The organism is Pseudomonas sp. NFPP28 (genome assembly GCF_900115535.1).
GTDB lineage: Bacteria > Pseudomonadota > Gammaproteobacteria > Pseudomonadales > Pseudomonadaceae > Aquipseudomonas > Aquipseudomonas extremorientalis.
In genome coordinates this window covers 287454-310822 of sequence record NZ_FOWT01000008.1, presented here as the reverse complement: position 1 = coordinate 310822, position 23369 = coordinate 287454, and the positions used below count along the sequence as shown (strand labels likewise).

Here is a 23369-nt window from a genome sequence, read left to right as displayed (position 1 = left end):
GCAAGATTTCCATGCATAACCCTGTGGGCCGATTATTCCTCGTGATGCAGTTCCACCATCAGATCGTCCGCCAGGGTTTCCAGGGACAACTGCAAGGTATCCAGGGATAACGCTGCCGGCACCTGCAGCAGCGCTTCAGCAGTAAACAACGGATCACCGCTCATGGGCGCCGGGCGCACGTCCGTGCTCAGGCTCTCCAGGTTCACGCCCTGCTGGCTCAGCAGCGCCGTAATCTCGCGCACAATACCCGCACGGTCATTGCCCACCAGCGTCATCATGATCGACTTGGAGGCCGAGGCCTGCCCGCTGCTGCCTTCGCCCACCAGCACGCGAATGCCATGTGTGGATAAGTCCTCCAGCGCGCCGACCAGCGCCTGACGGTTCTCTGTTGGAACGCTGACCCGCAGGATCCCGGCAAATTGCCCGGCCATGTGCGCCATGCGGCTTTCCAGCCAGTTGCCACCGTGGGTGGCAATATTCTGCGCGATGCGTTCAACCAGGCCGGGTTTGTCGGCGGCGATAATTGTGAGTACAAGATGGTCCATGGCGAAGCCCTCTGAATTCAATCTACAAGGTGGACTCGGAAGCCCTCGAAAACAAATCGTGTACCATTTTTATATTTATCTGGAACAATCCAATAGTTTTTTGAGAACATCCGGTTCTCCGCTGTGACCGTACGACCAAAGTGGGTCGCTAAACGACGTATTTAGTCTAATTTTCACAACCGCAAGTCATCATGTAGTATGCCCAACCGTGCACTACATAATGAAAATCTGAAAAAGCGCATAAGCTCCGCAGAGTGAGGCAAGCAATGACTGAACACGTTCAAGTCGGTGGCCTGCAGGTCGCCAAAGTCCTGTTCGACTTCGTGAACAACGAAGCCATTCCCGGTACCGGCATCACTGCCGACCAGTTCTGGGCCGGTGCCGACAAGGTCATCCACGACCTGGCACCGAAGAACAAAGCCCTACTCGCCAAACGCGACGATTTCCAAGCGCGGATCGATACCTGGCACCAGACTCACGCAGGTAAAGCGCACGACCCGGTGGCTTACAAAGCCTTCCTGCAAGACATTGGATACCTGCTGCCAGAAGCCGCGGATTTCCAGGCCACGACCCAAAACGTCGATGACGAGATCGCCCGCATGGCCGGCCCGCAGCTGGTGGTGCCCGTGATGAACGCGCGCTTTGCCCTCAACGCCTCGAATGCGCGCTGGGGCTCGTTGTATGACGCCCTGTACGGCACCGACGCCATCAGCGAAGCCGACGGCGCCGAGAAGGGCCAGGGCTACAACAAAGTCCGTGGCGACAAGGTGATCGCCTTCGCCCGCGCCTTCCTTGATGAAGCCGCACCGCTCAGCGCCGGCAGCCATGTGGATTCGACCGGCTACAAGATCGTCGATGGCACGCTGATCGTCAGCCTCAAGGGCGGCAGCAACAGCGGCCTGCGCGACGACGCACAACTGATCGGCTTCCAGGGTGACAGCGCCCAGCCGATTGCGATCCTGTTGAAACACAACGGCCTGCACTTCGAAATCCAGATCGACGCCAACACCCCGGTCGGCCAGACCGACGCCGCCGGCGTCAAAGACGTGCTGGTGGAAGCCGCGCTGACCACCATCATGGACTGCGAAGACTCCGTCGCCGCTGTGGATGCCGACGATAAAGTGGTGATCTACCGCAACTGGCTCGGCCTGATGAAGGGCGACCTGGCCGAAGAAGTGTCCAAGGGCGGCAAGACCTTCACCCGGACCATGAACGCCGACCGCGTGTACACCGGCGTAAATGGCCAGGACGTGACGCTGCATGGCCGTTCGCTGCTGTTCGTACGCAACGTGGGTCATCTGATGACCATCGACGCGATCCTCGACAAAGACGGCAACGAAGTGCCGGAAGGCATTCTCGACGGGCTGATCACCAGCCTGGCCGCGATCCACAGCCTCAACGGCAACAGCAGCCGCAAGAACAGCCGCACCGGTTCCGTGTACATCGTGAAACCAAAGATGCACGGCCCGGAAGAAGCCGCGTTCACCAACGAGCTGTTCGGCCGTATCGAAGACGTGCTGAAGCTGCCACGCAATACGCTGAAAGTCGGGATCATGGACGAGGAACGCCGCACCACGGTCAACCTCAAGGCCTGCATCAAGGCCGCCAGCGAGCGCGTGGTGTTTATCAACACCGGCTTCCTCGACCGTACCGGCGACGAGATCCACACCTCCATGGAAGCCGGCGCGATGGTGCGCAAGGCGGCGATGAAGGCGGAAAAATGGATCGGCGCCTACGAAAACTGGAACGTCGATATCGGTTTGAGCACCGGGCTGCAAGGCCGTGCGCAGATCGGTAAAGGCATGTGGGCGATGCCCGACCTGATGGCGGCGATGCTCGAACAGAAAATCGCCCACCCACTGGCCGGCGCCAACACCGCGTGGGTGCCATCGCCTACGGCGGCGGCGCTGCACGTGTTGCACTACCACAAGGTCGACGTGTTCGCCCGCCAGGCCGAGCTGGCCAAGCGCGAGCGCGCGTCGGTGGACGACATCCTGACCATTCCCCTGGCCAGCAACACCGATTGGTCTGACGAAGAGATCCGCAACGAGCTGGACAACAACGCCCAGGGCATCCTGGGTTATGTCGTCCGCTGGATCGACCAGGGCGTCGGCTGCTCGAAAGTGCCGGACATCAACGATGTGGGCCTGATGGAAGACCGCGCCACCCTGCGTATCTCCAGCCAGCACATCGCCAACTGGCTGCGCCACGGCATCGTCGACGAAGCCCAGGTGATGGAAAGCCTCAAGCGCATGGCGCCGGTGGTGGACCGTCAGAATGCCGGGGACAAGTTGTATCGTCCGCTGGCGCCGGATTTCGACAGCAACATCGCGTTCCAGGCAGCGGTGGAGTTGGTGATTGAAGGGACCAAGCAGCCGAACGGGTACACCGAGCCGGTGTTGCACCGTCGGCGTCGGGAGTTCAAGGCTAAAAACGGCCTGTAAATCAAAAAGCCCTGATCGAGAGATCGGGGCTTTTTCTTTGGGGTTGTGGTGGCTGAACTGGCGCTATCGGGGGCAAGCCCCCTCCCACAACTAATAGAACATGTGGGAGGGGGCTTGCCCCCGATGAGGCCGTTATAGACACCGCAGAATCAGGACGCCATCCCCAACTCCCGCTTCACCATCTTTGCCAATTTCACGCTATCAATCGGCTTGAGCAAAAAGTCCACTACGCTCAAGTGCATCGCATCGATCACGTCCGGCGCTTCGGCGTCTCCCGACATGATGATGATCGGCAACGCCGCCCGGGTGGATTCACGCACTTGTCGGATCAGTTCCAGGCCATTGCTGGGCGCCATGCGCAGGTCGGTGATCAACAAACCGATAGAGCTGCTGGACTTCAACAAATCCCACGCCGCCTCACCACTGTCGGCGGTCATGCAGCGAATACCGTCCAGCCCCAGGATTTCCGCCAGCAGTTCACGCGCGTCCTTGTCATCGTCAACAATCAACACGCGTTGTGGCGGTAAATCAGGCTCCAGCATCACGGCGCTCAGCGCCTCGCGCTCGGCATCGCTCAAAATATCGTGGTCGGACATACGGTTCTCAGCAATTCTCATCTAGCTCCCAGCACACTCGTCAGACATCTGCGGAAGGGCGATCAATGTGCACTTCGTCGGAAAGTTTGACTAGTGGGTGTTCTACGGGGTTTGGACGATAGTCATGTAAGGTTTTTCCCTAGTTCTATGGTGTTTTCAGCGACCTAGACTTACGTCCAATGGGCACCCGCTGCGCAGGAGTCGACCATGAGGGACGATAACGACAAAAAAACTGCGGTCACTGTTATGAGTAAAGCTGATGCCTACGCCCAGGCGGGGAAAACTGCTGTACTGCAAAATATCCACGGCACCCTGCAATTCCTGCAACGTTTCCCGCCGTTCAACCAGATGGAAAACGCGCACCTGGCGTTTTTGGTGGAACAGTGCCAGTTACGCTTCTACAGCCCCGGCGACAGCATCCTCAAACCGTCGGGCGGCCCGGTAGAGCATTTTTATATCGTCAAGCAGGGCCGCGTCGTGGGCGAGCGGCCCGACAGCGCCGAAACCACCTTTGAAATCACCACGGGCGAATGCTTCCCCCTGGCAGCCCTGCTAGGTGAACGGGCCACCCGCACCGAGCACAAGGCCGCCGAAGACACCTTCTGCCTGCAACTGAACAAACCGGCGTTTATCAAGCTGTTCGCGCTGTCCAGCCCGTTTCGCGACTTTGCCCTGCGCGGCGTCAGCAGCCTGTTGGACAAGGTCAACCAGCAAGTGCAGCAAAAGGCGGTGGAAAACCTCGGCACTCAATACTCCCTGAACACTCGCCTGGGTGAATTGGCCATGCGCCACCCGGTAACGTGCAGCCCCACCACACCGCTGCGCGAGGCCGTTACGCTGATGCATGAGCAGCAGGTGGGCAGTATCGTGATCGTCGATGAACACAAAGCGCCCCTGGGGATTTTCACCCTGCGCGACCTGCGCCAGGTGGTGGCCGATGGCACCAGCGATTTCAGCCGGGCCATTGAAGGCCATATGACCCAGGCACCGTTTTTCCTGACCCCGGACCACAGCGCCTTCGACGCGGCCATCGCCATGACCGAGCGGCATATCGCCCATGTGTGCCTGGTCAAGGAGCAGCGCCTGTGCGGCGTGGTGTCCGAACGCGACCTGTTTTCCCTGCAACGGGTGGACCTGGTGCACCTGGCGCGCACCATCCGCAACGCACCGCGGGTAGACAACCTGGTAGCGATTCGCGGCGAAATCGGCCAATTGGTGGAGCGCATGCTGGCACATGGTGCGTCGTCCACCCAGATCACCCACATCATTACGCTGCTCAACGACCACACCGTGTGCCGGGTGATCGAACTGACCCTGGCCGAGAAAGGCGACCCCGGCGTGCCGTTCAGCTGGCTGTGCTTTGGCAGCGAAGGCCGCCGCGAGCAGACGCTGTATACCGACCAGGACAACGGCATCCTGTTCGATGCCAAGGACGCCGCCGAAGCGGCCGAGATGCGTGGCCGGCTGCTGCCGCTGGCGCAGCAGATCAACCAGAGCCTGGCGCTCTGCGGGTTCAGCTTGTGCAAGGGCAATATCATGGCCTGCAACCCGGAGTTGTGCCTGTCGCGGGCTGAGTGGGCGCGCCGTTTCGCAGCGTTTATCCGCGAGGCCACGCCGGAGAATTTGCTGGGTTCCAGTATCTATTTCGATCTGCGGGTGGTGTGGGGCGACGAGCGTGGCTGCGAGCAACTGCGCCAGGGCATTCTGGATCAGGTCGCGGACAACCGATTGTTCCAACGCATGCTGGCCGAGAACGCGTTGCGCCAGCGCCCACCTGTAGGACGCTTCCGCGAGTTTGTGCTGACCCGTAAAGGGGGCGAGAAAGCCACCCTCGACCTCAAGGTGCAGGGCCTTACGCCATTTGTGGACGGCGCGCGCCTGCTGGCCCTGGCCAATGGCATCCACGCCAACAACACCCTGGAGCGCCTGCGCCAACTGGTGGTCAAGGAAGTGATCGAGCCCCTGGACGGCGCCGCCTACGAAGAGGCCTACCACTTTATCCAGCAAACCCGCATGCAGCAGCACCAGTTGCAGACCCGCGAGAACCAGCCGTATTCCAACCGAGTCGACCCCGACAGCCTCAACCATCTGGACCGGCGCATCCTGCGGGAATCCCTGCGCCAGGCCCAACGCCTGCAAAGCAGCCTGACGTTGCGGTATCAGCTGTGAGCTTGTTCAACTGGCTGCGTACGAAAAAACCGGGGCTCGACAGCACGCAACAACAGCGCCTGGAGCAACTGTGCAAGCCTTCGCCTCTAGGCAACGAACCTTTGCGCAGCCAGCGCTGGGTGGTGGTGGACCTGGAAACCAGTGGCCTGAACCTCAATCGCGACCAGGTGCTGTCCATCGGCGCGGTGGTGATCGAGGACGGCGCGATGGACTTCTCCCAGATGTTCGAACGCACCCTGCAACGCGCCGAGACCAGACTCAGCCCCAGCGTACTGATCCACGGCCTCGGCCCCAGTGCCATTGCCGCCGGCAGCGACCCGGCCGAGGCACTGCTGGATTTCATGGAGTTCGTCGGCGACAGCCCTTTGCTGGCCTTCCATGCGCCATTCGATCAACACATGCTGTGCCGGGCGCTCAAGGACAGCCTGGGTTACCGCCTGGCCCACCCGTTCCTGGACGTGGCCGACATCGCCCCTTTGCTGTGCCCCGACGCGCATATCCGCGAGGCCGGGCTGGACGACTGGATCAACCATTTCAACCTGCACGTGGGCGAGCGCCATCACGCCAGCGCCGACGCCCTGGCCACGGCGGAGCTGATGCTGATCCTGTTCAGCCGCGCACGGGCGCAGCACATCGACACGCCACAGGCGCTGCTAGAGCGTTTGAGCCAATGGAAACGGCGTAAACACGCACCCTCTTTCTAAGGCCGCCGATCCTTGTGGTGAGCAGGCTTGCCCCGGTACAAACCGACAGACGCCAATTGCGCCCACCCCACGGCTCTGACACAATCGCGAATAATTCTCGTTAGTTTAAACATCGCGTTTACCAGGTGATGCCTTGTCGTCGATCCAGAACCCACGCAGTGAGCTTGTTGGTGCGTTGTATCGCGACCATCGTGGCTGGCTGTTGGCCTGGCTTCGACGCAACGTCGCCTGCCCGAGCCGTGCCGAGGATTTGAGCCAGGACACCTTCATACGTCTGCTCGGCCGTGATGAGCTGCGCGAACCCCGCGAGCCACGGGCCTTTCTGGTGGCGATCGCCAAGGGCCTGTTGTTCGACTACTTCCGCCGCGCCGCCCTGGAGCAGGCGTATCTCACCGAACTGATGCTGATCCCGGAAAGCGAACATCCCTCGCCGGAAGAACAGCAACTGATCCTCGAAGACCTCAAGGCCATCGACCGTCTGCTCGGCAAGCTGTCGAGCAAGGCCCGCGCCGCCTTCCTCTATAACCGCCTCGACGGGCTGGGCCACACGGAAATCGCCCATCGCCTGGGCGTATCCGTACCCCGGGTGCGCCAGTACCTGGCCCAGGGCATTCGCCAGTGCTACATCGCGCTGTATGGCGAGCCGCTGTGACGGTGATCAGTTCCAAACCCGTGTCGGCCCGCGTGCTGGATGCGGCGATTGCCTGGCAGCTGTCCCTTGATTCAGGCGACGGCAGCGCCATTGAGCGCGAAGAGTTCGATAAATGGCTGGCCAGCGATGAAGAGCACGCTCGCGCCTGGCGCCAACTGGGCATGCTCGACCAGCGTTTCAGCATGGCCTCGGGCCCGGCGCGGGTGGCGTTGTTGCAATCGCGCGAAGGCATTCGCCAACGCGTGCGCAAGCTGGGCAGTGGGCTGGCGAGCATTGCACTGGTGATCGGGCTGGCGTTGTTTGCCGGCGAGCGCTATGTGCCGATCCACTATTGGCTGGCCGACCAACGCACCGCCACGGGTGAACAGCGCACGCTGAAGCTGGCGGACGGTACGCTGATCAACCTCAATACCCACAGCGCCATCGACGTGCGTTTTGATGAAAAACGTCGCCTGATCGTATTGCAGGAAGGCGAGATCCTGGTCGAGACCGGCCATAACGATGCCCGCCCGTTCTATGTGCAAACCCGCGACGGCAGCCTGCGGGCGTTGGGCACGCGGTTCATCGTCAAGCGTGAAGACGACGCCACGCGCTTGAGCGTGCTGCAATCGGCGGTGGCCGCCCAGCCCGAGGCGCTGCATCAGGAGCAAATCTTCAAGGCCGGCCAGCAAGTGCTGATGCGCAGCGACGGCCTCGGCCCACTGCTGGCCGTTACCCCCGCCACCGACGCCTGGACCCGCGGCATGCTGGTGGTGGACAACGCCCGCCTGGGCGATGTGATCGAGGAATTGAGCCGCTACCGCACCGGTTACCTGGGTGTGGATAAAAACGTGGCCGACCTGCGCATCACTGGCAGCTTCCCATTGCGCGACACCACGCTGGCGCTTAATGCGCTGCTGCCGACCCTGCCGGTGCAGATCGAGCAGCACACGCCGTGGTGGGTGACGGTGACTGGCAAGGCACCTGCCGCCAAATAAAAAATATTTCCCCCCGCCCTATCACTTTCTGATTCTCGTTCGGCACATAGGCAATTGCGAATTACTTCCATTCAGGAGCCGCCCTATGTCCCGCACGCTAGACACCTTGTTGCGCCCCAGCCTGTTAGCCGTGGCCATTGCCCTCGGCGCCCCGCTGGCCAGCACGTCGCTGATCGCCGCCGAACAGGCGTCCAGCGTGCGCGCCTACAACCTGCCGGCGGCGCCACTGGCCAGCACCCTGAACCAGATTGCCAGCCAGGGCGGCCTGGCACTGACCCTCAGCCCGGCACTGGCATCGGGCAAGACCTCGGCGCCGGTCCAGGGCCAGTTCGACGCACCCGGCGCGCTGCGTGAGGCGTTGCGAGGGACGGGACTGCAGTTGGAACAAAGCAGTGCGGGAACCTACACCCTGGTGGCAATTCCGGAAGGCGTCGTAGCGTTGCCGACCACCAATATCACCGGCCAGGACAGCTATGAAAGCGCCTGGGGCCCGGTCGACGGCTACCTGGCCAAGCGCACTGCCGCCGGCACCAAGACCGACACCGCGTTGGTCGAGGCGCCGCGTTCGATCTCGGTTGCCACGCGCCAGCAGATGCAGGACCGCAACGTGCAGAACCTGGACGATGCGGTCAAATACATGCCCGGCATCGTGTCCGCCAGCTACGGCAGCGACACCCGCTACGACTGGATGCGCGTGCGCGGCTTCGAACCAACCCAGTTCCTCGACGGCCTGCCGCTGCCACGCGGTGTGTACGCCAACCCGAAAGCCGAAACCTGGAACCTCGACCGCCTCGCCCTGCTGCGCGGCCCGGCCTCGTCGATCTACGGCCAGACCCCGCCGGGCGGTTTGCTGGACATGGTCAGCCGCCGCCCCAGTGCTGAATCGAGCAATGCCGTACAGGTGCAATACGGCAGCGACAACTACCGCCAGATCAACTTCGCCAGCACCGGCAAGATCGATGACGAAGGCCAGTTCCTCTATGGCCTCAGCGGCGTGGTGCGGGATGCCGGCACCCAGGTCGACCACATCGATAACAAGCGCTACAACATTGCGCCCAGCCTGACCTGGAACATCGACCCGGACACCAAGCTGACCTTCCTGTCGCAGTTCACTCGTGACGATACGGGGGCCACCAGTCAGTTCCTGCCTATCGTGGGCACCAAGATCAAATCGCCATTGGGCGATGTGTCCCACCACAAGAACCTGGGCGACCCGGACTACGAGTTTTACGACCGCACCTATTACGCGTTGGGCTATGCGTTCGAGCACCGCTTCAACGACACCTGGCAGTTCAAACAGAACCTGCGCTACACCAAGTCGGAGCTGTCGTTCCAGCAACTGACCGTGGGCGCTTATGCCTATTACCCGGTTGACGCTGCCGGTAACATTGGCCGCACCTCGACCAACGTCGACGAGAACATCGGCCAGTTCGCAGTCGACAACAACTTCCAGGCAGACTTCGCCACCGGCGATGTCACGCATACCCTGCTGCTGGGCCTGGATCACCAGCGTACCGATACGTCATACCTGTCGATCTACGGCGGAGCAGGCACCGTCAACATCTTCAATCCTGTAAACACCACGCCGGTCGTACGTCCTCCACGCTCCGATGCGTATTACGATTACAACCAGAAAACCATCCAGACCGGCCTCTACGTACAAGACCAGATGGCCTTGGACAATTGGCGCCTGACCCTGGGCGGTCGTGAAGACTGGGTCCATCAGGGCACGACCTACTTCAATAAGAACGACGTCACCAACACCGACCGCAGCAAGAACTTCAGTGGCAACGCAGCGTTGAGCTATGTGTTCGACTCGGGCTTTGTGCCGTACTTGTCCTACGCTGAATCTTTCCAGCCAGCGAGCAACGCCAGCGTAGACCCACTCAAATCGTACAAGCCAACCGAAGGCAAGCAGTGGGAACTCGGGATCAAGTACCAGCCACCCGGTTCCAACACCCTGTTGAGTGCGGCGGTGTATGACCTGACCCAGAAAAACGTGCTGGTCACCAGCACAGGTGCAGGCGGCCAGGCGGTCACCGACCAGACCGGCGAAGTGAAAGTCAAAGGCCTGGAGTTGGAAGCCGTGTCTGACGTGACCGAAAACCTCAAGGTGATCGCCGCCTACACACTGGCCAAATCCGAAGTCCAAAAAGGCGACTTCAAAGGTAACCGCCTGCAACTGATGCCAAATCAGCAAGCGTCGCTCTGGACCGACTACACCTGGCACACCGGTGTACTGGACGGCTTCGGTATCGGCTTCGGCGCGCGCTACACCGGCAACACCTACGGCGACCAGGGCAACACCTGGCTCGGCAAAGCCAACGCCTACACCGTTTTCGACGGTGCGGTGCATTACGACTTGGGTCGCCTGGACAACAGCCTCAAAGGCGCCTCGGTCAAACTCAATGCCACCAACCTGTTCAACAAGGACTACATCTCCACCTGTGACGGTTCCTACTGCTACTTCGGCGACCAACGCAGCGTCGTTGCCAGTGCCACCTACCAGTGGTAATCGGCTGAGTTAACCACCGGGCCGCCCCAATGGGCGGCTTTGGTGTGTCTGAAGGTTGAAAACATGAAAAGCAAAACCATCCGCCGCTGGTCCTTCATCCACACCTGGACCAGCCTGATCTGCACGGTATTCCTGCTGCTGCTCGCGCTCACCGGCCTGCCGCTGGTGTTTCACCACGAGATCGACCACCTGCTGGGCAACGAGCCCGAGCTAGCGCAGATGCCCGCCGACACGCCGCAGCTCAACCTGGAGCAACTGGTCAGCGCCGCGCAGGCCCATCGCCCCGGCGACGCCATGCAGTACCTGGCCTGGGACGAAGACGACAAGAACGGCGTGATCGCGATCATGGCCGCCACCGCCGGCACCGAACCCAACTCGTCGCACACCTTCCTGCTCGACGCGCGCACCGGCCAAGCCATGGAAACCCCGGCGGCCAACGGCGGGTTCACGATGTTCCTGCTGCGCTTGCATGTGGATATGTTCGCTGGCCTGCCGGGCAAGTTGCTGCTGGCGTTCATGGGGGTTCTGTTTGTGCTGGCGATCATCTCCGGCACGGTGCTGTACCTGCCGTTCATGCGCCGCCTGAAGTTCGCCACCGTACGCCAGGACAAGTCCACCCGCCTGCGCTGGCTCGACCTGCACAACCTGATCGGCGTGGTCACCCTGACCTGGGCGCTGGTGGTGGGCGTGACCGGCGTGATCAGCGCCTGCGCCGACCTGATCATCGCCGCCTGGCGCCAGGACAGCCTCAGCGCCATGATCGAACCCTACAAAAACGCCCCGCCCCTGACCCAACGCGCACCGGCCACCGAACTGCTGGCGATTGCCGCCAAGGCCGCCCCCGGCATGGAGCCGGACTTCATCGCCTTCCCCGGCACACGCTTTTCCAGCGAACACCATTACGCGGTGTTCATGAAAGGCAGCACCCACCTCACCTCGCATTTGCTCACGCCGGTACTGATAGACGCCAGCACCCTGGCTGTCACCGCCGTCGCCGAACGGCCTTGGTACATGGACGCCATGGGCCTGTCCCAGCCGCTGCACTTTGGCGATTACGGCGGCATGCCGATGAAGATCCTGTGGGCGGTGTTGGATGGGCTGACCATCATCGTGCTGGTGAGCGGGATCTACCTGTGGATCGTAAGGCGCCGAACATGAAGCCACGTCAGTCGAGTTTCTGGAAGGTCTTCGGGATCCCTCTGGGGATCGGCCTGCTCAGCGCCGCCGGGTTGTTTGCGGCGCTGCTCGGGGATGGGCTGTGGGATTCGCTCAGTTGGCTCGGGCTGGGCATCCCCGCTGCAATTGGTACTTGGGCCTTGATCAAACGGTGAGATAGATTAGCGCAGCCCATTCAGAGGAATGCCCATGTCCGCTCCCAGCATGACCTTGTTCCACAACCCCGCGTCACCGTTCGTTCGTAAGGTTCGCGTGCTGCTGGCTGAAACCGGCCAGCAGGATCGCGTCGCCCTGTACGGCTGCATGCCGACCCCGGTCAACCCGGATGCGCAGGTGGTAGAAGGCAACCCCGTGGGCAAGATCCCGGCCCTGCGCCTGGCCGACGGTTCAGTACTGCACGACAGCCGGGTGATCCTCGATTACTTCGACCACCAGCACGTCGGCACCCCGCTGATCCCCCGCGACGGCTCGGCCCGCTGGCGCCGCCTGACCCTGGCCTCGATGGCCGATGGCATCATGGATGCCGCCGTGCTGGTGCGCTACGAAACCGCCCTGCGCCCGGCAGAAAAACACTGGGACCAGTGGCTCGACGAACAGCGCAACAAGATCCGTCGCACCCTCGCCGAGCTGGAAGCCGACGCGATTGCCGAACTGGCCAGCCATTTCGATATCGCCGCCATCAGCGTGGCTTGTGCCCTGGGTTACCTCGACTTCCGCCACCCGGATATGCAATGGCGCCTGGACAACCCGCAGCTTGCCGCCTGGTACGCCGAGGTCAGCCAGCGGCCTTCGATGCTGCAGACCCAGCCACCGACCTGATGTTCACACCGACCCCATGTGGGAGCGGGCTTGCCCGCGATCGCGGTATGTCATTCAGCACAGCTGTTTCTGAACCACCGCTATCGCGGGCAAGCCCACTCCCACATTGAACGGCGGTGGTATTGAGGAATGTAGCGATCCTTGCGGCTAATTGCGCCCCCACTTGCTGATCCTCGCGTAACCCGATCATTGCACCGCCTCCAGGTCAAACATCAACGGCTCGGCCGCCTTGCGCTTGCCCACGCCATACCAGTCCAACTTGCGCGTCAACACCATCACCGTGCCCAGCAGGCCGAACAGCAGCAACGAACCCATCAGCAACGCGTAGTCCTCGGCACTCAATAACCCGTACAGCAAGCCATACAACGCCGCCAACCCCGCCGAGAAGCCCAGCCCGTGCGCCACGCTGCGCAGCACATGGCACACATAGAAGCCGATCAACAGCACACAGGCACTGGCCGAGGTCAGGTAGGCCAGGGCAAAGCCTATGTGCTCGGACAACGACAACAACAGCAGGTAGAAGAACGCCAGCGCAAAGCCCACCAACGCGTACTGCACCGGGTGCACCGCCAGGCTCTTGAGCACTTCGAACAGGAAGAAGCCAGCAAAGGTCAGGGCGATGAACAGCAGCGCATATTTGATCGCACGGTCGCTCTTGAGGTACTGGTCCACCGGATCGATGAAGTTCACGCCGAAGCTGCGGTTGTTGAAGTCATTGCAGCCCTGCCCGTCCAGGCAGGTTTGCAGAGCCTGTTCGAGGTTGGTGGAGAAGAATGAGGTCTGCCAGTTGGCGGTAAACCCCTTATCGGTGACCTCACGTTGCGCCGGCAGGAAGTTGCCGATAAAGCTGGGGTGCGGCCAGTTGGAGGTGAGTGATACCTGGCTGGTCTTGCCCACCGGCACCACTTGCAATTGCTCGGTGCCCTGCAGGCGCAGGTCGAAGGCAAAGTCCATGACACTGGGCTTTTTGCTGTCCTGCTCCGGCAGCGTCACGTGCACGCCTTCACCCAGCCAGTCCACCTGGGAGCCCGGTTCGAACTCCAACTGCTGGCTGCCCAGCTCCAGCTTCAACGCATTTTCGATGCCGCGAATATCGCTGATGCCCACCGCCAGAAACGCCGGTTCAAAGCGGTAATCGGCGAAGTCTTCGGTGATACCCAACTGCGCGGGCAATTCGAAACGTCCGCTGATACGGTTGTCGGCGTGGAACAGCCGCGCCTGGTAGATGCCCCGTGCGCGCAGTTCGGTCTGCACCTTGCCGTCGAGTTCAAAACGGTCCGGCAGGAAATACAGCCGGCCGCGCTCTTCACGGATGACTTCGTAGCGTTTGTTGAGTTTTTCGTTGAGCTTCCACTCGCGGACGGTCTTGCGATACGGCACCACCATCACCGGGCCGGTGAGGCGCTGGGCGTAGCTGGAGCTGCGGGCGATGTCCATCAGGACGCCATCGCGCAGTTGCTGGCGGTCGCTGATGATGCCGTTGATCATCAGCAACGGAATCAGCAACAGCAGGATCAGCAGCGCAATCGCGCCAAGTTTGAAAAGCAGGCTGCGGTTCATGGGTCTCTCCCTGTTTGGATGGAGGAGAGTCTGGGCAGCCTGTGTGGGAGATTTATGTGGGCAATGTGGAGACTGTGTGGAGATGCAGCACCACTTGCACGCCGCCTTGCACGTTGCCGATCTGCAACGCGCCGCCGTGCAGCTTCATCACTTCCTCGACAAAGTTGAGGCCCAGGCCGGTGCTTTTGCGGCCACTGGCCGGGCGTGGCAGCGAGTAGAACCGTTCGCTCAGGCGCGGCAGGGCGTAGTCGGGAATCGGCGCAGCCTGGTTGAACAGGCTCACCTGTACGTCGTTGTGCCGGGTCTGCGCGCTGAATTTCAAGGTGCCGCCAGGCGGTGTGAAATCCAGGGCGTTATCCAGCAAGTTGCCCAGGGCCTGGCGCAGCAGAAAGGGTTCGCCGTACACCTTCACATCCGCCGCAATCGCCTGATCGACGTGCAACCCGGCGCCTTCGATCCGCGCACATTGCGCCTTGAGCACATCATCGACCATGGCTGCCAGCGGGATGCTCACCTGCTCTTCCAGGCCCTGGCGTTGCTCGACCTGCGCCAGGTTCAGCAGGCGTTCGATCAACTGCTGCAGGCGCGCGCTTTCACTGTCGATATTGCCGACGAAACGCTGCTGTTGCTCACGGGTCATGTCGCCCTGCAACAGCTCTGCCGCGCCGCGTATCGCGGCCAGCGGGCTCTTCAATTCGTGGGTCAGGGTGTGCACGTAGTGTTCGACGTAAGCCTTGCCTTCCAGTTGCGTGCGCATGTGCTCGACAGCGGTGGACAACTGCTTGAGTTCACCGCCACGGTAATGCGGCAGCTCGGCGCGCCGGCCCTCGCTGACCGCCTCGGCGTAGGCCGTCAAACGACGCAGCGCAACGCTCAGCCACCACGACAGCAGCGCGCCGAGCAACAGGCCGAGAATCACCAGGCCCGCGCCGTACCACAGCAGGCGCCGCTCGGTGCGGTCGACGTAGGGCTGCAACGAGCTGTTCGGCTTGGCCACGGTGACCACGCCAATGATCTGCCCGTTGTCACGGATCGGTGCACCCACGTGCATCACCGAGGAAGTGGGGTCATCCAGCTCGCTGCGAGTGGAACGCGCACCGTACTCGCCACGCAGGGTCAGGTACACGTCGTTCCACTTGGAATAGTCCTGCCCCACTGCTTCACCCGTGGAGTCGAGCAGCACGGTGCCCTTGGCGTCGGTCACGTAGATGCGGTGGTTGACCTGGTTCTTCGGCAATCCCCAGATGGTCGCGCCCGGCTGGCGATTGCCGTAGGCCTTGAGCAGTTCGGGCCAGTGGCTTTGGCCGAGGGTGCCGTTCTTCACGTCGTCGCGCAGGATTTCGGCCAGCAGGTTGGCGGTGTCCACCAGGGTTTCTTCGGTGGACTGGCGCACGCCAGGGCGGATTTCCTTCATCACGGTGCTGAGCACGAAGTAGCCGGTCAGGCCGATAAACAGCGCGTATACCAGGAAGATCCGCAGCCCCAGGCGCATCAGCTGTTGCCCGGGCTGTAGCTGTAGCCGAGGCCGCGGTGGGTCTGGATCGGCTCGGCGTCCGCAGCCACGCTGCGTAACTTGCTGCGCAGGCTTTTGATATGGCTGTCGATGTTGCGTTCGTAACCGGCATCCGCCGCCACGCCGACCGCGTCCAACAGCTGCTCGCGGCTGAATACACGTTCAGGCTGTTCCAGCAGGCTTTGCAGCAGGCGGAATTCGTGACGCGTGAGGCTCAACGGCTGGCCGCGATACATGATCTGCATGCGCTCCAGGTCTACCTGGAACACCACCGGCGCAGCTCCTGGGCCAATGCGCTTGAGGATCGCCCTGACCCGCGCCGTCACTTCCCGAGGGCTGAAGGGCTTGACCACATAATCGTCCGCACCGATTTCCAGCCCCACCACCCGATCGATCTCGCCATCCCGCGCGCTGAGGAACATCACCGGCACTTCGCTGAACCGGCGCAGTTGCTTGCAGGTTTCAAACCCGGTGATGTCCGGCAGGCCGATATCGAGGATGATCAGGTCGGCCGGGGTCTGGCGTTGATGCTCCAACGCCGCCTGGCCAAGTGTCAGCCAGGTGGTGGTGAAGCCCTCGCCTTGCAGGGCGAATATCAGCGTGTCGGCTATCGCCGCTTCGTCTTCGACAATCAGGATGTGGGGCATGGTGGTCGGTCAGCAGTCCGGTTTGTCAGCAGTGTAGCGACGCGCCGGGTTGACCGCAGCGCCGAACTCGCGCAGAGCCTTGGCGCCGATCAGCAGCGGATAGTTGAAGCTGCTGCGGTCGGTGAGGTTGACCTCAACGGTGCGCTTGACGTCGCCCAGGCACATTTCCAGGTCGATCACCGGGCGCTTGGCCACGGTGGCTTCGTCCTTGTCCTCGTCTTCGTCGGCGCGGCTCTTGATCTTGCTGATGCGCGAGACTTTGTGTTCGTAGACCTTATCGGACGCGTCCTTGCCGCCGAGGCGGAAACGCACCCAATCGTCACCGTCACGGGTGAAGGTCTGGATGTCGCGGGCCGACAGCGAGGCGGTCAGCGCGCCAGTGTCCATCTTGGCCTTGAAGGTTTCGCCGATCTCCGGCAACTGGATGTATTCGTAGCGACCGTAGAGGGTCGGCTCGGCGGCCATGACCGGCAGGGCAACCAGGGCGAGGGAGGCAAGAAACAGTTTCACGAAGTGATGTCCTCGGAAAGAAGTAGGCGGATTCTAGACCGCAAAAGCGCCGGTTAGTTAGCTAACCCCACCATACCCGGCACATTGTGAAACATTCGTACGGTGATTTGCGATTTGGCCTCTAGACTCACCTTGCTTATGATGGCCCGCCCACAAGATTCCAAGAGTTACTTATGCGCCGCCTGCTCACCGGCTGTTTCGTCACCCTGCTGCTCTTGCTCAACACCCTCGTGCTGTTCGGCCCGTTGATGGTGTTTGCCCTGCTCAAGCTGGTAGCCCCGGGGCGCTTGCGTGACTACATGTCATGGGCGGTGATGTGGATCGCCGAGACCTGGGCCGAGATCGACAAGCTGATTTTCTCGCTGTGCATCCCGACCCAGTGGGACATTCGCGGCGGCGACGATCTGCGGGGTGACACCAGTTACCTGGTGATCAGCAACCACCAATCCTGGGTTGACATCCCGGCCTTGATCCAGGCCCTCAACCGGCGTACGCCGTTCTTCAAATTCTTCCTGAAAAAAGAGCTGATCTGGGTGCCCTTCCTGGGCCTGGCCTGGTGGGCGCTGGATTACCCGTTCATGAAGCGCTACACCAAGGCATTCCTGGCCAAGCATCCGGAACTGGCGGGGCAGGATCTGAAGATCACCAAAGAGGCCTGTGAGCTGTTCAAGCGCCAGCCGGTGACGGTGGTCAATTATCTGGAAGGTACGCGGTTCAGCGAGGCCAAGCGCAAACAGCAGGGCTCACCTTTCACCCGCTTGCTCAAGCCCAAGGCAGGCGGTGTGGCATTCGTGCTGGCGGCGATGGGTGAACAACTGGATGCTGTGCTCGATGTGACGGTGGTCTACCCGCAAGACAGGATTCCAGGGTTCTGGGATTTGATTTGCGGATCGGTACCGAAGGTGATCATCGATATCCGCACCCGTGAGCTGGACCCGGCGCTGTGGCAAGGAGATTACGAGAATGATCCGGCATTTCGCCAGACCGTCCAGGACTGGGTCAACCAGCTCTGGGGCGAGAAGGATCAGCGCATTCAAAACCTTCTCAAATGAAAGTGTCAAAGACAGTAGGGCTGTTAAACCCTACTGTTTCAAAACTAAAGTTCAAGCCTGCGAGTTTATGCTATTGCAAAAAGTATCTCGTCATTGCTCAGGGCTGTTAGCAAAAAACGAATTGCTAAGAAGAGGCTTCAAACCCGAGCGCAAGTTTTCCGCTGCCTGCGAGATGTCGTCTACAGCAGCCCTAGCTTCCAGCAACGCCTTGTCTGCAGGCCGCTCTTTGGGCGGGGTGATTTCTTTTAGCAGGCCGTCACTGCCCTTCACAAAGAATTTACCGCCTTCAGGGATCACTTTGTCTGCAGGCCACTCTTTGGCCGGGGTGATTTCTTTTGGCAGGCCGCCACTGCCCTTCACAAAGAATTTACTGCCTTCGGGGAACCCTTTGTCTGCAGGCCACTCTTTGGGCGGGGTGATTTCTTTTAGCAGGCCGTCACTGCCCTTCACAAAGAATTTACCGCCTTCAGGGATCACTTTGTCTGCAGGCCACTCTTTGGCCCCGCCACTAAAAGAAGTCAGGAGTTGTTGAAACCCAGCCACCAAATTAGTGAGTGCCCGGTCAGGGACCGACCCATTAATCACCGCGTCCAAGTCATTTCGCAAGTTGTGCAGTAAGTTCGCGTTCAACCCCATATCATGCAAAAAATTGGGGGCAGTCAGCACAGGCTTGGTGCTCTGCAAGTTGGCGCCAATCTGGTTATATTGATTCTGAAGCGTTGTTTGCTGCGGATTAACAGATGTCATTAGTTCACCATTAATTCAGTCGATTTGCCCTTCAAACAGCACCGAAGTGATGCTGCGAAGGGTACAACTGCGTGGCACTCAGACTTCCTACCGTTCCTACCGCTTTACTACAACTCATTGCGCCGATAATCCAACTCATCATGAATAATGACGCAGAAATAATTACAGGAAATGCACTCCTTGGAGAAAGGGCGATTAACCGCCTGTACCCCAGGCCTTGGCCAGCTTGCCCAGCACCGAGCTGCTGGCACCCTGACCACCCAGGTATTGCAGGATCACCGGGGCAAACTGGCCGACCATGCCACTGTCCATGCCCAGGGCGCTGAACGCGGTGTTCAGGTCGTTGGTGTTCTTCACGTTACCCAGCAGGCCATCCAGGCCGCTGGTCTTGCTACCGCCAGCCTGGCCGAGCATCCCGCTCAAGGCCCCGAGGCTGCCCAACGCATTATTCCCCGACAGTTGGTCGAGGCCAGGCACACTATTACCCAGTTGCGAATAGTCGTTGCCGCTCAATTTGTTCTTGGCCAGGCCCAGCATTGCGCCCGTACCGCCGACCGCTTGCTCGGGGGTGATGTTCAGTTGCGAGGTCAGGGCGCTCAGCAACCCGGCCGTCTCGGACGACGGCGCTGCTGCCGCTGCCTTGTTGTTACCACCCTGCATGCCGGAAATGGCATTGGCCGCGTCGCCAAGGCTGAACCCTGCGGCAAGCACCGGGCCGGCTGCCAGGGTCATCAGGCAGGAAAGGGCGAAACCGCGTGAAATCTTCATCGAAACAACCTCTGGGTGTAGGGGTGAAAGCAGGCGTTTGACTGGGTATCCGACGCATTGTTCCGGGCGGGCCGAGGAACCCAAGGGGAATACCAGAGTCCATGAAATGACTTCAACACAGCCAGGAATAGCCATATGAGCGCCACACGCCCCCAAGTGATTGAGCCAACGTCCCCATTCTGGAGCCGCCCACGTGTGTTTATCGGCGCCTGCATGGCCATCGTCGCCGGCCTCGGTGGCGCGCTCTACACCCAGGATAACGTCAAGTCCGCCGCCACCCTGGTGACCACGGCCCAGCAGCCGGCCGCTCAAATCATTGCGCACAAGGATTACCTCGAAGTTGAACCGATCGCCACGGCGGCCCCGGAGCCGGACCGCAGCCTGGAACTATGGGCCATTCCAGAAGGCAGCACGCCGGTTTCCCTGGGGCTGTTGCCGGAAGATGGCAAAGGCATTATCGGACTCAACCCGCGCCAGCAGAAAAGCATCCGCAAGCCGGTGGAGTTGATGGTGAGTTCGGAGACCAAGGGTGGTTCCATCAGCAAACAGCCGACGGGGCCGACCGTCTACCAGGGCGCACTGGCCACTCGCTGATTCCACAAACACCACAAACCCATGTGGGAGGGGGCTTGCTCCCGATAGCTGTAGTTCAGTCACAACTTTACTGACTGAGCCACCGCCATCGGAGCCCCCTCCCACATTGACATTCAGTGCCTGGGTGACTTGCTCGTGGCAAGGGATCGCGCTTTATAGTTCGGCCGTCGTCCACATGGCGACACGGGTTTGGCGACCCGGTGAATGGTGCAAAAGCTTCTGCTTTTTTGCAGGCCCTTTTGCGTCCGCAATAGCCGCTTTCATGGTGGCTGTGCGCGGGAGACCTTCGGGTCTGCCGGTTCCATTCCCGGTTCGCCAACCTGCGTACAGCTGCCACCCAATTCGTTTGGCGACGAATATATGTGTAGCCCACCTCTACTTGAATGGGTTCAAAACATGAACCGATACATGCCGCTCACCGGCCACGACAGCGCCACCCCATCCCTGCACACCGACACCCTCGTCCCCCAGGACTTCGACCTGCTATGCGCCATTCCGCTGTGCGACGGCTGCGATTTGCTCGATGTCATCAGCCGGCGATTGCAGGCTTAAAAAATTGCCGCAAAAAGGGCGATGCCCTGTCGCCCTTTCTGTACCTGCGTATGCAATTTCTGGCAGCTTCAAATATACCGACTCCCATATAAAACGAATTTTTCATACCGAATAATTATAAATTACTGTCATTTCTAACAGTACCCCACGCTAGCAAACCGTCTTAGCATTCAGACTTCACCTCACAATTCAATTAAGGATCAGATATGAATTATCAATTCGCCGTAGGGATGCTGGCTGCTTGTGTATTGGCCGGGGGCGCTCATGCAGCTGATATCGAGGACTGCCCGGCAACTAGCACCATTAAATCTGAAGCATTCCAAGAAACCATCCAAGGTAATAGCGTCGACGGTTTCAAATACACCGCCAAGAGCGGTGGTAAGGAGTGAACGGGCCAAACAGGTAACACTAAAGATGATTACCTGGCACCTGAATATGAACTCAAAGCAGAGACGTTCAATGTAGTGAATGGAAAGCTGCGCTGTGACTACGGAGGCAAAACGCTGATAAAAAATGGTGAAACTGCAGTTCCTAATCTAAGACTCACAGCACCGCAATAATTAATATGGGCGACTTTGCGGTCGCCCTTCCCGCAACCCACAGGAGGCGGGTAATGAGAAGCTCACTGCTTGCAGGTATGTTGGCCACGATGGCCCTGGTGCACACTGTCGGTGCAGCGACCTCCACCTGTCCCTCGATCCAAGCCATCAAACAAACGGAGATGATCAATGGCGGTTACCGCTATGAGGCGTCACAACCTGATGGACGGGCCTGGATAGGTGAAAACCCGTTGGCTGCCGCTTCGTACTTGAATGATTCGACCTTTCACGATGCCCGGTACGATGCAAATAACAAAACCGTCACCTGCACCTATAAGGGCCCCATGAATAACGACGCGAGCTTTTCGGTCACGCTCAAACCTGTGTCTGCCTGGAACCTTATCCCTCCTATTGGCGAGTGGAAAGGCACGTATTGCGAAGCCCTGGCAATTTCCAAGTGTTCATTTACGCATCAGTAAAAACGTCATCCGAATCATTCCGACCGTTCACGTTCACAAATCCTCAGCCAGCCGCCGACGTGCTTGCGGAACTGTAGGCCCGGCACGGCCCACCCAAGGCAGCCTTCTCACGATTTTCGACGCGAAGGTTCAGCCACAAACAAAGGAACTGTGACGAGATGATCGGATTGATACCCAATATTTTTGCTGCCGCTACCGCACTCAACCTTCTCGATTTTCGCAGGCCACACCAGGCTTCGTCGGGCCAGGCCATCGACATCGGCCAATGCCCAGCCGTCAGCGACATCCACTCCAAACCCTACACGGACCCTGACCTGCCACCGCCCTACGGCGAAGGATATGAATACTCGGCCCACACCAGGGGCAGGACATGGAAGGGCCAGACAGCCGGAACAGATGACGATTATCTAGCCCCCAGGTACGCACTCAAGGCAGAGACCATCACCCAGACAGAGGGAAGGCTACGTTGTGACTATGGCGGAAAGACTGTCGTTGAAGAGGGTGTAACAGCCACTCCCTACCTGCGGCTCAACTCACAATAAATAATAAGGGCGACCCTGGGGTCGCCCTTATTATTTGCCCTGCTCTTTATGCCGCACTGAACAACTTATGCGGATCAATCACAAACTTCTTCGGCACGCCCGCATCGAACTCGCCATAGCCGCGCGGTGCGTCATCCAGGCTGATCACCTGCACACCGACGATTTCAGCAATGTTGATACGGTCCCACATGATCGCCTGCATCAGCTGGCGGTTGTACTTCATCACCGGCGTCTGCCCGGTGTGGAAGCTGTGGGATTTAGCCCAGCCCAGACCAAAGCGAATGCTCAGGCTGCCCATTTTTGCGGCGGCGTCCACGGCACCCGGATCTTCGGTGACGTACAGGCCAGGGATACCGATCTTGCCCGCCACGCGCACCACGCCCATCAGCGAGTTGAGTACGGTGGCCGGCGCTTCGGCCTTGACCCCTTCATGACCATGACCACGGGCTTCAAAGCCCACGGCATCGACGGCGCAGTCCACTTCCGGCTCACCCAGCAGTGCGGCGATCTGTTCGTGCAACGGGGTGTCCTTGGACAGGTCGGCAATCTCGAAGCCCTGAGCCTTGGCGTGAGCCAGGCGGACCGGGTTGACGTCGCCGATGATCACCACTGCGGCGCCCAGCAGGCGGGCGGAGGCGGCAGCCGCCAGGCCCACAGGACCGGCACCCGCGATGTACACGGTACTGCCTGGGCCAACGCCGGCGGTGACTGCACCGTGGTAGCCGGTGGGCAGAATGTCGGATAGACAGGTCAGGTCGCGGATCTTCTCCATGGCCTTGTCGCGGTCCGGCAATTTGAGCAGGTTGAAGTCGGCGTAAGGCACCAGCACATATTCGGCCTGGCCGCCGGTCCAGTCGCCCATGTCAACATAGCCATAGGCGCCACCGGCACGGGCCGGGTTGACGGTCAGGCACACACCGGTGTGTTGCTCTTTGCACGAGCGGCAACGCCCGCACGCCACGTTGAAAGGCACCGAGACCAGATCGCCGATCTTCAGGTTCTCGACGTCGCTGCCCTTCTCGATCACTTCACCGGTAATTTCATGACCGAGCACCAGGCCGGTCTGGGCAGTGGTGCGGCCGCGCACCATGTGTTGGTCGGAGCCGCAGATGTTGGTGGAGACCACGCGCAGGATGACGCCATGCTCGATCTTCCTGCCACGGGGGTCCTGCATTTTGGGATAGTCGATTTTCTGTACTTCGACCTTGCCGTTGCCGAGATACACGACACCACGATTACCAGACATGCTTTCACCTCGCTGTTGTTTTT

Annotated in this window: 24 protein-coding genes; 15 read left to right on the top strand and 9 right to left on the bottom strand. The window is 60.4% G+C overall.

Annotated elements, in window-relative coordinates:
• Positions 1-32 precede the first annotated feature (32 nt).
• A complete protein-coding gene (locus BM110_RS21835) occupies positions 33-545 on the bottom strand; it encodes a glycine cleavage system transcriptional repressor (RefSeq protein ID WP_093514157.1) in 513 nt (170 codons plus the stop codon).
• A gap of 266 nt (positions 546-811) precedes the next feature.
• Here BM110_RS21835 and BM110_RS21830 point away from each other — a divergent pair, with 266 nt between their 5' ends.
• Positions 812-2989 carry a malate synthase G gene (locus BM110_RS21830; protein WP_093120794.1) on the top strand — a complete coding sequence of 726 codons (2178 nt, stop codon included), beginning with the start codon at positions 812-814 and terminating at the stop codon, positions 2987-2989.
• 149 nt (positions 2990-3138) lie between these two features.
• Here the strand turns inward: BM110_RS21830 and BM110_RS21825 are convergent, their stop codons facing one another.
• Entirely contained in the window at positions 3139-3585 is a 447-nt protein-coding gene (locus BM110_RS21825) for a response regulator (RefSeq protein WP_058426679.1), read from the bottom strand.
• 246 nt (positions 3586-3831) lie between these two features.
• Here BM110_RS21825 and BM110_RS21820 point away from each other — a divergent pair, with 246 nt between their 5' ends.
• From BM110_RS21820 to BM110_RS21785, 8 genes are all read left to right on the top strand, one after another.
• Positions 3832-5754, top strand: coding sequence for a putative nucleotidyltransferase substrate binding domain-containing protein (locus tag BM110_RS21820; RefSeq protein ID WP_175538858.1), 1923 nt, complete (start codon positions 3832-3834; stop codon positions 5752-5754).
• On the top strand, positions 5751-6458 hold the full coding sequence (locus tag BM110_RS21815; RefSeq protein WP_093514155.1) for a 3'-5' exonuclease: 708 nt from the start codon (positions 5751-5753) through the stop codon (positions 6456-6458). The genes BM110_RS21820 and BM110_RS21815 overlap by 4 nt, the downstream gene beginning before the upstream one ends.
• 133 nt (positions 6459-6591) lie before the next feature.
• Positions 6592-7110, top strand: a complete 519-nt coding sequence (locus BM110_RS21810; protein WP_093514154.1) for an RNA polymerase sigma factor — start codon at positions 6592-6594, stop codon at positions 7108-7110.
• On the top strand, positions 7107-8087 hold the full coding sequence (locus BM110_RS21805) for a FecR domain-containing protein (protein WP_071490276.1): 981 nt from the start codon (positions 7107-7109) through the stop codon (positions 8085-8087). The genes BM110_RS21810 and BM110_RS21805 overlap by 4 nt, the downstream gene beginning before the upstream one ends.
• 85 nt (positions 8088-8172) lie before the next feature.
• A complete protein-coding gene (locus BM110_RS21800; RefSeq protein WP_093120786.1) occupies positions 8173-10602 on the top strand; it encodes a TonB-dependent siderophore receptor in 2430 nt (809 codons plus the stop codon).
• 63 nt (positions 10603-10665) lie between these two features.
• Complete coding sequence (locus tag BM110_RS21795; RefSeq protein WP_093514153.1) at positions 10666-11760, top strand: PepSY-associated TM helix domain-containing protein; 1095 nt, start codon at positions 10666-10668, stop codon at positions 11758-11760.
• Positions 11757-11933 (top strand): hypothetical protein, encoded by a 177-nt coding sequence (locus BM110_RS21790; protein ID WP_092242210.1) that lies wholly within the window; start codon positions 11757-11759, stop codon positions 11931-11933. Before BM110_RS21795 ends, BM110_RS21790 begins: the two co-directional genes overlap by 4 nt.
• A 34-nt stretch (positions 11934-11967) precedes the next feature.
• Entirely contained in the window at positions 11968-12597 is a 630-nt protein-coding gene (locus tag BM110_RS21785) for a glutathione S-transferase family protein (protein ID WP_092242207.1), read from the top strand.
• 186 nt (positions 12598-12783) lie between these two features.
• Here BM110_RS21785 and creD read toward each other — a convergent pair whose 3' ends face one another.
• From creD to BM110_RS21765, 4 genes are read right to left on the bottom strand one after another with little or no spacing between them, the layout of a single operon-like run.
• Positions 12784-14157, bottom strand: a complete 1374-nt coding sequence (gene creD / locus BM110_RS21780) for a cell envelope integrity protein CreD (RefSeq protein WP_093514152.1) — start codon at positions 14155-14157, stop codon at positions 12784-12786.
• A 52-nt stretch (positions 14158-14209) separates the two neighbouring features.
• Positions 14210-15649 (bottom strand): two-component system sensor histidine kinase CreC, encoded by a 1440-nt coding sequence (creC, locus tag BM110_RS21775; protein ID WP_092242201.1) that lies wholly within the window; start codon positions 15647-15649, stop codon positions 14210-14212.
• Positions 15649-16317 (bottom strand): two-component system response regulator CreB, encoded by a 669-nt coding sequence (gene creB / locus BM110_RS21770; RefSeq protein ID WP_092242198.1) that lies wholly within the window; start codon positions 16315-16317, stop codon positions 15649-15651. Before creB ends, creC begins: the two co-directional genes overlap by 1 nt.
• A 9-nt stretch (positions 16318-16326) precedes the next feature.
• Complete coding sequence (locus tag BM110_RS21765) at positions 16327-16827, bottom strand: retropepsin-like aspartic peptidase RloA2 (protein ID WP_071494368.1); 501 nt, start codon at positions 16825-16827, stop codon at positions 16327-16329.
• A gap of 173 nt (positions 16828-17000) precedes the next feature.
• Between BM110_RS21765 and BM110_RS21760 the strand changes: the two genes are divergently transcribed.
• Entirely contained in the window at positions 17001-17879 is an 879-nt protein-coding gene (locus BM110_RS21760) for an acyltransferase (RefSeq protein ID WP_092242195.1), read from the top strand.
• Positions 17880-17969: 90 nt separating this feature from the next.
• Here the strand turns inward: BM110_RS21760 and BM110_RS21755 are convergent, their stop codons facing one another.
• Together BM110_RS21755 and BM110_RS21750 are read right to left on the bottom strand one after the other, a co-directional pair.
• Positions 17970-18626, bottom strand: a complete 657-nt coding sequence (locus BM110_RS21755) for a hypothetical protein (RefSeq protein ID WP_093514151.1) — start codon at positions 18624-18626, stop codon at positions 17970-17972.
• Positions 18627-18821: 195 nt separating this feature from the next.
• On the bottom strand, positions 18822-19394 hold the full coding sequence (locus BM110_RS21750) for a DUF2780 domain-containing protein (protein WP_092242187.1): 573 nt from the start codon (positions 19392-19394) through the stop codon (positions 18822-18824).
• Between the two features lie 135 nt (positions 19395-19529).
• Between BM110_RS21750 and BM110_RS21745 the strand changes: the two genes are divergently transcribed.
• From BM110_RS21745 to BM110_RS21730, 5 genes are all read left to right on the top strand, one after another.
• The gene (locus tag BM110_RS21745) at positions 19530-19988 is read left to right on the top strand and encodes an anti-sigma factor (protein WP_092242184.1); all 459 of its coding nucleotides are present in this window, start codon (positions 19530-19532) and stop codon (positions 19986-19988) included.
• Between the two features lie 396 nt (positions 19989-20384).
• The gene (locus BM110_RS29635) at positions 20385-20540 is read left to right on the top strand and encodes a hypothetical protein (RefSeq protein WP_170856043.1); all 156 of its coding nucleotides are present in this window, start codon (positions 20385-20387) and stop codon (positions 20538-20540) included.
• A 206-nt stretch (positions 20541-20746) separates the two neighbouring features.
• On the top strand, positions 20747-20929 hold the full coding sequence (locus BM110_RS29920; protein ID WP_256575449.1) for a hypothetical protein: 183 nt from the start codon (positions 20747-20749) through the stop codon (positions 20927-20929).
• Positions 20930-21153: 224 nt separating this feature from the next.
• Positions 21154-21558 (top strand): DUF3757 domain-containing protein, encoded by a 405-nt coding sequence (locus tag BM110_RS21735; protein ID WP_092242177.1) that lies wholly within the window; start codon positions 21154-21156, stop codon positions 21556-21558.
• Between the two features lie 158 nt (positions 21559-21716).
• The gene (locus BM110_RS21730; protein WP_078050475.1) at positions 21717-22100 is read left to right on the top strand and encodes a hypothetical protein; all 384 of its coding nucleotides are present in this window, start codon (positions 21717-21719) and stop codon (positions 22098-22100) included.
• Positions 22101-22146: 46 nt separating this feature from the next.
• Here the strand turns inward: BM110_RS21730 and fdhA are convergent, their stop codons facing one another.
• On the bottom strand, positions 22147-23346 hold the full coding sequence (fdhA, locus tag BM110_RS21725; RefSeq protein ID WP_016972852.1) for a formaldehyde dehydrogenase, glutathione-independent: 1200 nt from the start codon (positions 23344-23346) through the stop codon (positions 22147-22149).
• Positions 23347-23369 lie beyond the last annotated feature (23 nt).

Bases quoted from the DNA above. Each gene is read 5' to 3' on its own strand.
- BM110_RS21730 (WP_078050475.1), top strand. From the start codon at position 21,717: ATGATCGGATTGATACCCAATATTTTTGCTGCCGCTACCGCACTCAAC.
- BM110_RS21820 (WP_175538858.1), top strand. From the start codon at position 3,832: ATGAGTAAAGCTGATGCCTACGCCCAGGCGGGGAAAACTGCTGTACTG.
- creB (WP_092242198.1), bottom strand. From the start codon at position 16,317: ATGCCCCACATCCTGATTGTCGAAGACGAAGCGGCGATAGCCGACACG.
- BM110_RS21750 (WP_092242187.1), bottom strand. From the start codon at position 19,394: ATGAAGATTTCACGCGGTTTCGCCCTTTCCTGCCTGATGACCCTGGCA.
- BM110_RS21800 (WP_093120786.1), top strand. From the start codon at position 8,173: ATGTCCCGCACGCTAGACACCTTGTTGCGCCCCAGCCTGTTAGCCGTG.
- BM110_RS21790 (WP_092242210.1), top strand. From the start codon at position 11,757: ATGAAGCCACGTCAGTCGAGTTTCTGGAAGGTCTTCGGGATCCCTCTG.
- BM110_RS21830 (WP_093120794.1), top strand. From the start codon at position 812: ATGACTGAACACGTTCAAGTCGGTGGCCTGCAGGTCGCCAAAGTCCTG.
- BM110_RS21825 (WP_058426679.1), bottom strand. From the start codon at position 3,585: ATGTCCGACCACGATATTTTGAGCGATGCCGAGCGCGAGGCGCTGAGC.
- BM110_RS29635 (WP_170856043.1), top strand. From the start codon at position 20,385: ATGAACCGATACATGCCGCTCACCGGCCACGACAGCGCCACCCCATCC.
- BM110_RS21745 (WP_092242184.1), top strand. From the start codon at position 19,530: ATGAGCGCCACACGCCCCCAAGTGATTGAGCCAACGTCCCCATTCTGG.
- fdhA (WP_016972852.1), bottom strand. From the start codon at position 23,346: ATGTCTGGTAATCGTGGTGTCGTGTATCTCGGCAACGGCAAGGTCGAA.
- BM110_RS21785 (WP_092242207.1), top strand. From the start codon at position 11,968: ATGTCCGCTCCCAGCATGACCTTGTTCCACAACCCCGCGTCACCGTTC.
- BM110_RS21795 (WP_093514153.1), top strand. From the start codon at position 10,666: ATGAAAAGCAAAACCATCCGCCGCTGGTCCTTCATCCACACCTGGACC.
- BM110_RS21735 (WP_092242177.1), top strand. From the start codon at position 21,154: ATGAGAAGCTCACTGCTTGCAGGTATGTTGGCCACGATGGCCCTGGTG.
- BM110_RS21755 (WP_093514151.1), bottom strand. From the start codon at position 18,626: ATGACATCTGTTAATCCGCAGCAAACAACGCTTCAGAATCAATATAAC.
- creD (WP_093514152.1), bottom strand. From the start codon at position 14,157: ATGAACCGCAGCCTGCTTTTCAAACTTGGCGCGATTGCGCTGCTGATC.
- BM110_RS21835 (WP_093514157.1), bottom strand. From the start codon at position 545: ATGGACCATCTTGTACTCACAATTATCGCCGCCGACAAACCCGGCCTG.
- creC (WP_092242201.1), bottom strand. From the start codon at position 15,649: ATGCGCCTGGGGCTGCGGATCTTCCTGGTATACGCGCTGTTTATCGGC.
- BM110_RS21760 (WP_092242195.1), top strand. From the start codon at position 17,001: ATGCGCCGCCTGCTCACCGGCTGTTTCGTCACCCTGCTGCTCTTGCTC.
- BM110_RS29920 (WP_256575449.1), top strand. From the start codon at position 20,747: ATGAATTATCAATTCGCCGTAGGGATGCTGGCTGCTTGTGTATTGGCC.